The 12,483-nt window shown below is 62.2% G+C and carries 15 protein-coding genes; 3 read left to right on the top strand and 12 right to left on the bottom strand.

Annotated elements, in window-relative coordinates:
* Positions 1–3 precede the first annotated feature (3 nt).
* The 4 genes from moaD to NKH21_RS21140 form a co-directional block, all read right to left on the bottom strand.
* Positions 4–261: a molybdopterin converting factor subunit 1 gene (moaD, locus tag NKH21_RS21155; protein ID WP_023677674.1), complete on the bottom strand. Its 258-nt coding sequence runs from the start codon at positions 259–261 to the stop codon at positions 4–6.
* A gap of 1 nt (position 262) precedes the next feature.
* The gene (gene pgsA / locus NKH21_RS21150; RefSeq protein ID WP_023719790.1) at positions 263–859 is read right to left on the bottom strand and encodes a CDP-diacylglycerol--glycerol-3-phosphate 3-phosphatidyltransferase; all 597 of its coding nucleotides are present in this window, start codon (positions 857–859) and stop codon (positions 263–265) included.
* A gap of 100 nt (positions 860–959) precedes the next feature.
* A complete protein-coding gene (uvrC, locus tag NKH21_RS21145) occupies positions 960–3,038 on the bottom strand; it encodes an excinuclease ABC subunit UvrC (protein WP_352867300.1) in 2,079 nt (692 codons plus the stop codon).
* On the bottom strand, positions 3,035–3,811 hold the full coding sequence (locus NKH21_RS21140; protein ID WP_352867297.1) for an SDR family oxidoreductase: 777 nt from the start codon (positions 3,809–3,811) through the stop codon (positions 3,035–3,037). The genes uvrC and NKH21_RS21140 overlap by 4 nt, the downstream gene beginning before the upstream one ends.
* Before the next feature lie 419 nt (positions 3,812–4,230).
* On the opposite strand from NKH21_RS21140, the gene NKH21_RS21135 reads away from it, so the two are divergent.
* Positions 4,231–4,881: an outer membrane protein gene (locus NKH21_RS21135; protein ID WP_352867294.1), complete on the top strand. Its 651-nt coding sequence runs from the start codon at positions 4,231–4,233 to the stop codon at positions 4,879–4,881.
* Positions 4,882–4,960: 79 nt separating this feature from the next.
* Here NKH21_RS21135 and NKH21_RS21130 read toward each other — a convergent pair whose 3' ends face one another.
* The 3 genes from NKH21_RS21130 to NKH21_RS21120 all read right to left on the bottom strand — a co-directional run bounded on the left by NKH21_RS21130 (position 4,961) and on the right by NKH21_RS21120 (position 7,479).
* Positions 4,961–5,557: a glutathione S-transferase family protein gene (locus tag NKH21_RS21130; protein WP_352867292.1), complete on the bottom strand. Its 597-nt coding sequence runs from the start codon at positions 5,555–5,557 to the stop codon at positions 4,961–4,963.
* Positions 5,558–6,043: 486 nt separating this feature from the next.
* Positions 6,044–6,454: a hypothetical protein gene (locus NKH21_RS21125; protein WP_352867290.1), complete on the bottom strand. Its 411-nt coding sequence runs from the start codon at positions 6,452–6,454 to the stop codon at positions 6,044–6,046.
* A gap of 494 nt (positions 6,455–6,948) precedes the next feature.
* On the bottom strand, positions 6,949–7,479 hold the full coding sequence (locus tag NKH21_RS21120; protein WP_352867288.1) for a DinB family protein: 531 nt from the start codon (positions 7,477–7,479) through the stop codon (positions 6,949–6,951).
* A 63-nt stretch (positions 7,480–7,542) separates the two neighbouring features.
* On the opposite strand from NKH21_RS21120, the gene NKH21_RS21115 reads away from it, so the two are divergent.
* Positions 7,543–8,178 carry a TetR/AcrR family transcriptional regulator gene (locus NKH21_RS21115; protein WP_352867286.1) on the top strand — a complete coding sequence of 212 codons (636 nt, stop codon included), beginning with the start codon at positions 7,543–7,545 and terminating at the stop codon, positions 8,176–8,178.
* Between the two features lie 39 nt (positions 8,179–8,217).
* On the opposite strand, the gene NKH21_RS21110 is transcribed toward NKH21_RS21115, so the two are convergent.
* Positions 8,218–8,970, bottom strand: a complete 753-nt coding sequence (locus tag NKH21_RS21110; RefSeq protein WP_352867284.1) for a sulfite exporter TauE/SafE family protein — start codon at positions 8,968–8,970, stop codon at positions 8,218–8,220.
* A gap of 126 nt (positions 8,971–9,096) precedes the next feature.
* On the opposite strand from NKH21_RS21110, the gene NKH21_RS21105 reads away from it, so the two are divergent.
* The gene (locus NKH21_RS21105; RefSeq protein WP_352667187.1) at positions 9,097–9,459 is read left to right on the top strand and encodes a VOC family protein; all 363 of its coding nucleotides are present in this window, start codon (positions 9,097–9,099) and stop codon (positions 9,457–9,459) included.
* Positions 9,460–9,496: 37 nt separating this feature from the next.
* Here NKH21_RS21105 and NKH21_RS21100 read toward each other — a convergent pair whose 3' ends face one another.
* The 4 genes from NKH21_RS21100 to NKH21_RS21085 form a co-directional block, all read right to left on the bottom strand.
* Positions 9,497–9,949: a hypothetical protein gene (locus NKH21_RS21100; RefSeq protein ID WP_352567494.1), complete on the bottom strand. Its 453-nt coding sequence runs from the start codon at positions 9,947–9,949 to the stop codon at positions 9,497–9,499.
* 124 nt (positions 9,950–10,073) lie between these two features.
* Positions 10,074–10,922: a 23S rRNA (adenine(2030)-N(6))-methyltransferase RlmJ gene (locus NKH21_RS21095; protein ID WP_352867280.1), complete on the bottom strand. Its 849-nt coding sequence runs from the start codon at positions 10,920–10,922 to the stop codon at positions 10,074–10,076.
* Positions 10,919–11,530 (bottom strand): hypothetical protein, encoded by a 612-nt coding sequence (locus NKH21_RS21090; RefSeq protein ID WP_352867278.1) that lies wholly within the window; start codon positions 11,528–11,530, stop codon positions 10,919–10,921. Before NKH21_RS21090 ends, NKH21_RS21095 begins: the two co-directional genes overlap by 4 nt.
* Before the next feature lie 4 nt (positions 11,531–11,534).
* Entirely contained in the window at positions 11,535–12,206 is a 672-nt protein-coding gene (locus NKH21_RS21085; protein ID WP_352867275.1) for a TetR/AcrR family transcriptional regulator, read from the bottom strand.
* Positions 12,207–12,483 lie beyond the last annotated feature (277 nt).

The raw sequence follows: 12,483 nt of genomic DNA, 5'->3' as shown, positions 1-12,483 counted from the left end.
GGTTCAGCCACCGGTCATCGGCGGGAACAGCGCGATCTCGCGCGCGCCGGCAATCTTCTCGCGGTGCTCGACATGTTCCTGGTTGATGGCGACGCGGATCACGTCAGGATATTGCAGCGCGTTCTCGTACTCCTCGCCGCGCGATTTCAGCCAGCGCAACAGGTCGGCGACCGTTTCGATGCCTGCCGGCAGTTCGACCTCTTCCTCCGGTCTGCCGATCCGCTCGCGCACCCAGGCGAAATAGATGAGCTTCGTCGACATTTTATTCATCCATGATGTGCTTGAGGCCGGCGCGGAAATAGTCGTAGCCGGTGTAGAGCGTAACCAGGGCGGCGATCCACAGCAGCACCAGCCCGGTCTGGGTGGTCAGCGGGAAGATCTTGTCGCCGGCCGGTCCCGCCAGCAGGAAGGCGATGGCGATCATCTGGATGGTGGTCTTCCATTTGGCGAGCTGCGTCACCGGCACCGAGACCTTCAGGGCCGCCAGATATTCGCGCAGGCCCGAAACCAGGATCTCGCGGCACAGGATGATGATCGCCGCCCATAGCGACCAGCCGGCGATGCCGGCATGACGATCGGTATCGGCGGCAAGCAGCAGCAGGCAAGTGGCGACCAGCAGCTTGTCGGCGATCGGGTCGAGCATCTTGCCGATGTTGGAGGTCTGCTGCCAGGCGCGGGCCAGATAGCCGTCGAAGTAATCGGTGATCGAGGCGAGCAGGAAAATGATGAGCGCCGACCAGCGGGCGAAGTCGCTCGATTTCAGATGCCCCTCCAGGAAAAAGCACAGCACGACCAGCGGCACCGCCAGGATGCGGGCGTAAGTGAGCATGTTGGGCAGGTTGAACGCGCGCTGGGACATGTTTTGGGAACTCTTTCTGCCTGCTTAGTCAAATCAGAAGCGAATGTGGGGGGTCAACAGGCCAGAATCGATTAGCCAGCCGAAATATCGGCAATAGGTCTTAGCTCTCGTGAAAATGATTATAGACTAATTTCGCCACCTGCTCGGAAATGCCGTCGACCTTGACCAGGTCCTCGACGGCGGCGCGGCTGACCGCCTTGGCCGTACCGAAATGCATCAGCAGCGCGCGCTTGCGGCCGGGGCCGATGCCGCTGATCTCGTCGAGCGGGCTCTTGACCATCTCCTTCTTGCGGCGGGCGCGGTGCGAACCGATGGCAAAACGATGGACCTCGTCGCGCAGCCGCTGGACGAAATAGAGCACCGGATCGCGTACGGGCAGCGAGAATGGGACCCTGCCCTTGACGAAGAAGCGTTCGCGGCCGGCATCGCGATCCTGCCCCTTGGCGATGCCGATGGCCACCACGCGGTCCTCTATGTCGAGATCGGCGAGGATTTTGTGCACCGCCGTCATCTGGCCCTGGCCGCCGTCGATGAGGATGACGTCGGGCCATGCGGGAAAGCCGCCCGCGTCCTCGATATCGTCGCCCGGTTCGGTAGGGCCCGCCTCGCCCGAGCCCCCGAACTGCGGGGCATCGCCATGTTCCTTCAACAGCCGCGAAAAGCGCCGCTGCATCACCTCGCGCATCATGCCGAAATCGTCGCCCGGCGTGATCTCGGTCGAGCGGATGTTGAACTTTCGATACTGGTTCTTCACAAAACCTTCCGGCCCGGCGACTACCATGGCGCCGACGGCGTTGGTGCCCATGATGTGCGAGTTGTCATAGACCTCGATGCGCACCGGCGGTTTTTCCAGGCCGAAGGTTTCGGCAAAGCCAGTGAGCAGCCGCGCCTGCGTCGAGGTTTCGGCGAGCCGCCGGCCGAGCGCTTCGCGCGCATTCTGCAGCGCATTGTCGGTCAGGTCCTTCTTCTCGCCGCGCTGCGGTACCGAGATCGACACCTTGCGGCCGGCGCGGGTGGAGAGCGCCTCCGCCAGCAATTCCTGGTCCTCGACGCCATGCGACAACAGGATGGTGCGCGGCGTCGGTTTGTCGTCGTAGAACTGTGCCAGGAACGACCCCAGCACCTCGCCGGCTTCGAGCGCCGGATCGGCCTTGGGAAAATAGGCGCGGTTGCCCCAGTTCTGGCCGGTGCGGAAGAAGAACACCTGGATGCAGACCTGGCCGCCCTCCTGATGGATGGCGAAGACATCGGCCTCGTCGACGGTCTGCGGATTGATGCCTTGATGGCTCTGCACATGCGACAGCGCCGCCAGCCGGTCGCGATAGATGGCGGCGCGTTCGAAATCGAGGTTTTCCGAAGCCTGCTGCATGGCAGCGGAGATCTCCGTCTTCACCTTCTGGCTGCGGCCGGAGAGAAAATCCTTCGCCTCGGCCACAAGCCTTGCATAGTCGCTATGCGAGATTTCGCCGGTGCACGGGCCGGCGCAGCGCTTGATCTGGAACAAAAGGCAAGGCCGGGTGCGGTTCTCGTAGAAGGAGTCGGTGCAGCTCCTGAGCAGGAAGGCGCGCTGCAGCGAATTGATGGTGCGGCCGACGGCGCCGGCCGAGGCGAAGGGGCCGAAATAGTCGCCTTTGCGCGAGCGCGCGCCGCGATGCTTGTAGATGCCGGGCGAGACATGGTCGCCGGTCAACAGGATATAGGGGAACGACTTGTCGTCGCGCATCAGCACGTTGAAGCGTGGCCGCAAGCGCTTGATGAGGTTGGCTTCAAGCAGCAGCGCTTCGATCTCGGTGCGGGTGACGACGAACTCCATCGTCGACGTCTCGCGCACCATGCGGCCGATGCGGCTGGTGTGGAACCGGCCTTGCGCGTAGCTGGTGACCCGCTTCTTCAGGCTGCGTGCCTTGCCGACATAGAGCACGTCGCCGGTGGCATTCATCATACGGTAGACGCCGGGCGCATTGGGCAGCCGCTTGACCAGCGTCTGGATCACCTCGGCGCCGACCATGCCGTCGGCGTCGCCGGCATGCGGGGTCCAGTCGATGGCGGTGAAGGTGACGTCCGGACCGCTGGCTGCAGGCTCGACGACCTCTTCGGCCGCCTCGTCCTCGAGGTCGATTTCGGGCGGCAGGTCGTCGGCGCCACCGCGCGTTTTCTGTTTCTGGTCCATGGGGCTCATTCTGTCATGCCTGTCACATCGGGCGTCTGCCATGCAAGATGCTGGCCGCCGTCAAGCGCGATCATCTGGCCGGTAACCGAGCGTGCCGCCCAGAGATAACGGATAGTGGCACCGAATTCCGGCAATTCCGGGCCGCGTTTCAGGATCAGGCCGGCAATCTGGGCATCGAAATCGCTGTCGTGCTGGCGCGTGTTCTTATATGTCGGTCCAGGACCAATGGCGTTGACGCGGATGCGGGGACCCAGCGCCTGCGCCGTCATCTCGGTCGCCGTCCACAAGGTCGACTTCGACAGCGCATAGGAAAAATAACGCGGCGTCGGCCGCCAGACACGCTGGTCGATCATGTTGACGATCAGCCCCTCACTATTCTGCGGCAAGGCCCGGGCGAAAGTCTGCGCCAACAGCGCCGGCGCCTTGACATGCACGGCGAAATGGCGATCCCAGGCCGGCCAGTCGAAATCCTCAACGCTGTCGTGCTCGAATAGCGAGGCGTTGTTGACCAGCAGCGACACCGGCCCGAGCGCCGCCGCCGCGCGGCCGACAAGGTTGCCGACGGCATCCATGTCGGTCAGGTCGGCAGCAACCACGGCGGCCCGGCCATGTCGACCAAAATGATCATTGTTGATTTCGGCCGCCAGTGCCTCCGCCTCGGCCAGCGAGCGATTGCAGTGGATGGCGACGGCAAAACCATGCGCGGCAAGGTCCTCGACGATCGCCCTGCCGATCCGCTTCGCCCCGCCCGTCACCAGTGCCGTCGCGGCGACCTTGCTCATCTGTCAATCCTTAATCCGATGCCGATTCCGACCTGCCGGGATCGCGCCGGCAAATTATGGCCCGCCAAGCGTTAAATCCCATTTCCACCTGGGGCAAGATTGTGGCAAAGTGGCCGGTGGGCGTTCTGGCTCGACCGGAATTCGGGCCAGCCCGACCGCAATATAGGGCGCTGGAGCCCTTACACCAAGCCGTGTGCAGTGCAGCACGGCGAACCTGCTGACATTCGCTGTTGCGAAGATGCAACGTCAAGGTTCTGCCTCATTCGTGCCAGGGAATGACCCAAGTTCAGGTTCGCTTCAGCCGCATTTCGACACGACATTTGGAACCGTTGAACGCCGGATCCGTTTCATCCCCCGGACGGGTTGAGGGCGCTCATAAACAACAAGCCTGTGTCCTGTGGCTTAAGGAGTAAAGAACAATGCAAGCCAATCTTAAATTTGCGCGACCGCTCGCGGTGGCGTTTGGGCTGTTCGCCCTCGGCGGAACCGCCTATGCCGCGGACGTGGTTCAGGAAGAGCCGCCGGCACCTGCCCCGATTGCAGAACTTCCGGTCGCATCCTGGGCCGGTCCGTATGCCGGTGTGAGCGTCGGCTACGGCTTTGCCGGCCATGCCAAAGCCAAAGACATTGGCGTCGACGTCGACACCAAGGGTTTTGTCGGCGGCGTCTTCGGCGGCTATAACTGGCAGCAGGAGAACTTCGTCTACGGTGCCGAAGCCGACATCGGCTACAACGGCGTCAAGGGCGACGATGCCGGCATCGAGGCCAAGGGTGGCTTCGAGGGTTCGCTGCGTGCCCGCCTCGGCTATTCCGTCAGCCCGGATATCCTGCTTTACGGCACCGCCGGTGGCGCGCTGAAGAACCAGAAGATTGAAGCGGCCGGCGTTAGCGACACCAACACCCAGTTTGGCTGGACAGCCGGCGTGGGTACCGACATCAAGATCACCGACAATGTGTTCGGCCGTGTCGAGTATCGTTACACGGACTTCGGCAGGAAGGACTTCGACGGTATCGGCAAGGTCAAGTCGACCGACAATCGCGTCACTTTCGGCGTCGGTATGAAGTTCTAAGTCGTCCAAGCCACGACACGAAAAAGCCGGGCCTCGCGCCCGGCTTTTTTTTTGTGGCACGGCTTTAGGCCGCCCGCCCTCAAGCCGGGATGGCGGGCTTCAGCTCCGGGAACTTCTCGTCGAAGCGTGCCGCCCAGCGCGTCAGCCGGCCGCGGCCCTTTTCCCATTTTCCAGCGAAACGCAGCGAGAGATAGCCGAGGCAGGCGCGCAATGCGATCTGGCCGAGGGTGATTTTCTTCGGCAGCTTCGGCGGGTTGGCGTTGAGCAGATCGAGCGCGGCCGCAATCTTCGTCCATTGGCGCTCAAGCCAAGGCTGATAGACCATCTCTTCCGGCCGCCTGCGCCGCTCATAGACCATCGACAGCGCGCAGTCGCAGATACCGTCGGCCAATGCCTCCAGCACCTCCGCCTCAAGGCGCTTGTCGGGATTACGCGGAAACAATGCGTTCTTCGACATCCGGTTGAGATGCTGGGTGATGGCGCGGCTGTCGTGGACCGAGCGGCCGTCATCGAGCACCAGCACCGGGATCTTGCCGAGCGGATTGGCGCCGATCAGTTCGGCCGGCCTTTCCTCGGTCTTTATCGGCACGAGATCGACCGCAATGCCCGCATGAAGTGCTGCCATGCGGACCTTGGAACTGTAGGGAGAAGTGGACGCGTAGAGCAGTCTGGGCATTGTCGATTCCTGTTTGACGGCTACAGCTCCATACGCCCTGTTGGACGCGCAAAAGGACGCGGTAGCATTGTGACTTCGCGCATGACCCTCACCGAAAATCGATTCCGACAGGGGCTCGTGCGCGGGCACTGTTGACCGATCATGCAGGGTTCATCAACGGCCAGAGGCGGAAAACCGCGCCGCCAGCGTGCAGCCATAGTCTCGCTTTCGGATGCGATGAGCCGGAGGTGCGGCGGCAGACGCGAGCAGGTCGGACAATCCAGATCCGATCAGCTGCCAACTCGGCCTTGCACCGAAGGTTGGTTTTGATAACCAAGAAAATCCCACCGGACTTCGCCGCATGGCGAAGTCCTGGGAGTTGCGAAAAGACGTCTTCCTCCCGCCTCTTTCTCGTCCTGCCCGACCGTCAACCGAGAAGCGAGGCGCCTGTCCGGCATCCCGCCCTGGCAATCGTGAGTACTGTCCCCGGCGGTAGCAGGACCGCGACTACTTCTTGGCCTTCGCCTTTGCGGGCGCTGCCTTCGGCTTGGCCGCGGGCGCTGCTTTCTTCACTGCAGCAGAAGATTTCGCAGCGGCGGCCTTTGCCGGTGCTGCCTTCTTCGCAGCAGGCTTCGCCACGGCCTTTGCAGCCGGCTTCTTGGCCGGTGCCGCCTTCTTTGCCGGTGCAGCCTTGGCCGGTGCTGCTTTCTTTACGGCCGGTTTTGCCGCGGCCTTGGCGACCGGCTTTTTGGCCGGCGCTACTTTTGCCTTAGGCGCAGCGGCCTTCGCTTTGGCAGCGGGTGCTGCTTTCTTCACAGCAGTTGCGGCCTTTGCCGCGGCTGCTTTTGCCGGTGCTTTCTTTGCCGGTGACTTTGCCGGTGCCTTGGATGCCGGCGCTTTGGATGACTGCTTAGCCATATCATGCCCCTTCCGTTGTGCCGACGGCCGTTATTGACCCGGCGCGCATTGCATATCTGACTCGCGGCTTGCTAGCCAGCGAAGCATTAGAATGATTTTTGCAGCTTAAGTTTCGGTTACGGCGAGCGGGCGACCATTTTACCGGCGCGAAAATTGGTTGCGAATCTTTGTGCCCCGCAGCGAAGTTCTGCGACAGAAATTCTGGTCGCTCTATCTCGACCGGTCTTCTCGTCAAGCTCATGACCTTTTCGACCAGTTTTGCGCTTCAACGTCCGACGCTCAGCGCGAACATTGTCAAGAGCGAAGGCGGTCGCCCGCCTCGTCTTGTCCGAAAAGATAAACTACAGGTAAGTAGGAAGCAACGCGCCGAGCACGCCGCTGCACTATCTTGCACGACGCGATGACAGTGAGCAGACAGCTCGCATTTCTGAAGGACAGGATATCGCTCGATAGATCCGGTCGCGCCGACCGCGTGATCGAAAGCGCTTGGCCGTTCAGGCGCCGAGCGGCTCACGGCTCATCTGCAGCCGGCGCGAAGGCTCGGCCCTGTGGAGATGGACGGCAAAGGTATCCCATGGCGGCATGACGGAAATCTGCGCCAGGATGCGCCCCGCTTCACCGCGATGATAGACTCCATGCAGTGCGATGTGGGTCAGCATTTCCTGTCGCGACATCAATGCCTTATCCCCGTCGGTGAACACGAATGCGACGGGCTCGGACAGCTGCCGCGACGAAACGGTTTCGAGATAATCGAGATACCAGCGATCGGTCGCCGCGACCGCGGCGCGAAGTTCGTCGAACGCCGGCATGTCCTCCGTGGTGTCGGCGGAGTAGCCATGGCTTGCACCAACCAGGTGCGCCGAGAATATCCGCGAAACCACATGGCTGTGATCGACGAGCCGTATCACGGCCTGCCGTTCCTTGTCGTGAACATGCGGGTCGAGGCCCGCCAGCTTTTCCAGCAGTTCGTCATTGGCCCAGGCCTGATAGGCAAACAGGCTGCGAAGCAGAGTGAGCGCACTCATGGCCGGTGTCCTTCTCACGGAAATGCGAGTATGTTGTTTATATTTTCAGGAGAACGGGCGGGCGTGTCTACTCGCATTGCAAAACCGCATCCGCGCATGCGCAAGCAGCCGCGCCAGGCGCGTTCCAGGGCAACCGTCGAGGCGATCATCGAGGCGGCGGCTCATGTTCTGAGCGGGCTAGGCTGGGCCGGCTTCACCACCAACAAGGTTGCCGAGACGGCAGGTGTGAGCATCGGCACGCTCTACCAGTATTTTCCCGACAAGCTTTCCCTGCTCGAAGCCGTCCGGCGCCGTCACTTCGATCATGTGCTGTCGGTCATTCACGATTCGGCGGAAGACCAAAAGCCGCTCAGGAAATTCGCGCAGGAGCTGGTGCGCGGCATGATCGCGGCGCACAGCATTCACCCGACACTACACCAGGTTCTGCTCGACGAGGCGCCCGGCGATCGCCGCTCCAGGGCCGCCCATGCGTCGTTCCAGGCACAATACCTCAATCATTATGCGACTGCCGTCGCCTCCTATCGCAAGCCAAGGAAAGGCGTCGACATAGAGACCGTGGCGGGCGTGCTGTCGTCGGCGATCGAAGGTGTGATCCACAACGCGGCACGCCGGAACATGCTCGCCGCGCCGGAGCTGCAAAAGCAACTCGTCGAACTGATCTGCGCCTACCTATCGGGAGCGGGCCGCATCGGTCGATAGCGCATGGCACGGCGGAAGTCGGGGATTTCTGTGTGTCGTTCAAAACCGGCTCATGAGGTGCGGCAAGGACGATGCCAACAATGCTGCACCTGATGCGGCCAAGAGCGTGAGGACGATCTTTCGAAAAGTCGCCTCGCTAACACCGATGTAGAGTCTCGCGCCAAGCAGTGTCGGTATCAACATCGCCGGCGCGACGACGGCAAACATCGGCAGCATTTCGAGCTTGATCTTTCCGGCCGCAAGATAGGCGGCCATCGTCATGGAGAGGGTCACAAGGTTGAAATTCTGGATGACAATGCGCTGCCTGTCCTTTTCCCATTGGCGCAGCACGCACCACAGCGTTGGGACCGGGCCGGTGAAGCCGCCAAGCCCACCCATGATGCCGCCGACCAGACCTATCGCACCGTCTGCAACAGGACCTCCGACCGTGATGGGAGGGAGGCGACGCGCAAAGAGCATCAAGGGACACCAAACGACCAGCAGCGCACCGAAGACCAACTTGAACAACTGCACATCCAGAAAGGGCAGGACGGCGACACCGACCGGAATCCCTATGGCCCCGCCGATCAGGAAGGGCAGCAGAAGCTTGAGGTCGAAACCCCGGCGGACGGTGACGGCAGCGATGATCTGGCCGGTGAGCGCCCCAAAGACCGCCATGGCAGCAGCAAGCTGGGGCTCAACGGTCCAAACCCAAAACGACATGGCAACCAGGCTGAAGGCGAACCCGGACAGCCCCTGGACGAAGCCAGCAACGACCGCCCCGAGAGCAACAGTATAAACAAGTGAATCCATGCAGTGCTGTTTCCCCGCACAGTGATCGATGTGGTCTGTTGGCGTCGACTTGCATAGAAGTCTACGATTTTGGCAACCTCCGTCCGACCTTGAGTGCCGGACAACCCTCACATCAGAGAGGTATGAATGTCCTCCTTGCCGAGCTTGGCATTTGTCACCTGGTTTTCGGCTGATCCCAGATCAGCCGCCGCTTTCTACGCGAATTTCGGAATTGTCTTCAGGCAAGAGCAGCACGGCTCCGGTCCGATACATTTCGCGTTCCAAGGTCAAGGGCTCGCGATCGAACTCTATCCGGCAAACGAAGGAATGATGACGGAAGGAGCGGGAACGATGATCGGCTTCGAAATCGCCGACGCAGACGAAGCCGCTTCTGCGGCGAAGGCCAATGGCTTTGGAGTCATCGCGGATGTCAAGGCGACGGCTATGGGCAGGCGTGTTATCGTCCGCGATCCTGATGGCCGTCAGGTGTTTCTTTTCTCGACCACTTAAGGGCGCAACAATCCATCGGGAATCGAAGGGCGCCGGTTCAGCGCAGGACGCGGCAGCGGCCGTTATAGACCATCCAACGGTCGAAGCCCGAGACGCAGAATTCGACGTTGTCACCGATCGAGGCAAAGCCCTGGCCTTCTTCGATCAGGTACCAGATGGTGCGGGCGCGGCCGTCGGAGAGGCTGACGGTGGCACCGCAATAACGGCGGCCGATCGGCCAGGTGTCGTCCGCCGGCAGATAGCGATGCTGGTGGATACGCTGGAAGTCGACGATCTGCACATCGGGCAGATGCGGCACGTGATGCACCTGATAGGAGAAGCGGTCGGTGATCTTGTCCAGGACCCAGGCCTCGCCGCAGACGCCGCTATCCTCGTCGGTATAGATTGCAAGGTCGGCCGCCTGGACTGCCTGGGTGACGCCAAGTGGTGCGGCCAACGGCGTGCACAAGGCGAGTAGTGCGGCAAGGGCGGATTGGGCGAAGCGAGTCATGGCAGCCTCTCAAGGTCGACTGCGCGCACTGTGCGGATTCGCTGACGCGCGGTCAAGCGGTTGTAGCGACCATGGTTGTGGTGACGATTGTTGCGCTGTCTGAATGGCAGGGCTGCGCCTCAAACTACTCTCCCGCCAGCCAGTCCAGCGTCCAATGCGACGGCTGCTCGAGTGCAAGCAGTCGGTGCAGCGCCGGCAGCAGCGTCCGTAACTCGCCTTCCAGCGTGAAGGGCGGATTGACCACCACCATGCCGCAGCCGTCGAGGCTCGGCTCGACGGATGCCGGCCTGATCTCAAAACCAATATCGAGCAGCTTCGGAATGCCCGTCTGCTTCAGCGCCTTGCGGAAGGCGGCGACCGCCTTGCGGTCCTTGAGCGGATACCACAGTGCGTAAATTCCTCCTGGCCAGCGCCGATGGGCGCTTTGCAGCCCGTCGACCAAGCGACCGAACTCACCCTCTTCCTCGAAAGGCGGATCGATCAGCACGAGGCCGCGCCTTTCCTTTGGCGGCAGATGCGCGCCGAGAGCCAGCCAGCCGTCGAGCTCGATCACCCGGGTCTGGAAGTCACCGTCGAACAGCGCCTTCAGCCCGGCAGCATCCTTAGCGTGCAGTTCGACCGCCGACAGCCGGTCCTGCTTGCGCATCAGGTGCCGAGCGATCAGCGGCGAACCCGGGTATTTTTTCACGCCGCCGTCCGGATTGAGCGAACGGACGGCTTCAAGATACGGCGCCAGCAGCGCTGCCGCCGGCGCATCGAGGGCCGCATCGACCAGCCGGCCGATGCCGCCTTGCCATTCGCCGGTCGTTTGCGCTTCTGTCGAGGACAGATCGTAACGGCCGATCCCGGCATGGGTGTCGATGACCCGGAACGCCTTGTCCTTGTGTTTCAGATATTCGATCAGCCGGCTGAGCACGACATGCTTGACGACGTCGGCGAAGTTTCCGGCATGGTAGGCGTGGCGATAGTTCAATTGGAGCCCCTGCCCCAGCGCGGCGGTGGCGGCTGCGAGTTCGGATTTTCGGGCCGGCGGCCGCCGAAACAGAATGCCAGCACCAGCCCGGCCAGGCCGGCCGCCATCACGGAAAAACCGACCGGCCGCGCCCGGCGGTCGACCTCGCCGGCACCCGAGCGCAGGACGAGGTCGACGGCCCGCATCGGAATGCCCTCGGCGTCGTCCGGACCGACGGTGAAGATGTAGGAACCGGGGGTAACGCTCGGGATCAGGCCGGCCTCGTCGCGAAAGATCCTGTCCGGCAGCTGTGGGCTGACCTGGCGCGGATTGTCGGAATGGTTGAACTGCAGCGCCGAGGCGAGCACCGTCCTACCACCGGTGGCGGCAGTCAGGGTCAACACGGTGCGCTGCTGCGAGACGATGTGCTCGGCTCTTGCCGTAAGGTCGACCAGCACGCGTAGCGGCCCGTCGCGTGCGCTCAGGGGTACCGTCACCGGCTTGAACCGGCCCTGGTCGTAAACCCGCCAGGTGCCGATCTCATGGCCGGAGAAATTGGTCATCGCCCACGGGTAGACGACGCCGATGCCGGTACCGATGAGCAGTATCAGGGCGAACAGGGAGCGCATGAGGTCAAGACCTGGTGTTCGGCGCGCTGGCGCAGTCGCGGGCGCGCTCCATTTCGTCCAGGAGCATGTCAAGGCCGAGATCAAACGTTCGGTCGAATTCGGCGGTGCCGAAATAACGCTCGGCCGCAGCCACTTTTGGAAAATCCCGCGCCAGTTGCCCGTCGCTGACGGTGGTCACGGCCGAAGGCCCCTTTGCATAGCCGGCAGTCTCGTCGAGGATGGCACCCATCAGATAATAGCCGGTGGTGCGGAACAGCCGCGCACCCAGTTCCGGTCCGAAGCCGCCGGCCTCGAACAGGCCAAGGATGCCGTTCAGCCAAGTGAGACAGGTCGGCGAATTCATCCGGTAGGTTACAAGGAACGTGGCAAAGGCCGGGTGCTCACGCGCGACGCGGCGGAAATCCAGCACGGCGCTGCGCAACCTTTGCCGCCAGGGCAAATCCGCGTCGGGCATTTCGATGGAGCCGATCAGCCGGTCCACCAAGGCTTCGAAGAGATGCGCCGCCGAAGGAAAGTGGTGGTAGATGCTCATGGCTTCGCAGCCGAGTTCTGCCGCCAGCTTGCGCATCGAAAACCCGGCGAGGCCCTCGCTCTCGATCACCTTCAAAGCCGCATCCTCGATCATCTCGCGAGACAGCCGGCCGCGCGGTCGCTTTTTTTTGATCGATGTGTCCATGGTGCCGCTTGACAACTTACAGTGTAAGGTTCATTTTCGACATTACCTTACATCGTAAGGCTAACAAAGACCAGAGGAGAATGTCATGCCTGTCTATCGTACTCTCTCATCAACGCATTCTTCCGTCCGCCGTGCCTGCCTGCTCGCCGCCGCCTGTGTCCTGACCCTGGCTGCAGGCCCTTCTTATGCCGACTGACGTTGCCCCCAGTTTCTATCCAGTTTTGAGTTCGTTTCCGGCGTGGGTTGTGCCCTGCTGGGCCGGTGAAGCGACGGGCGC

The organism is Mesorhizobium sp. M1329 (assembly GCF_040318035.1).
Classification (GTDB): Bacteria; Pseudomonadota; Alphaproteobacteria; order Rhizobiales; family Rhizobiaceae; genus Mesorhizobium.
This window is presented reverse-complemented; position numbering and strand designations above follow the sequence as displayed.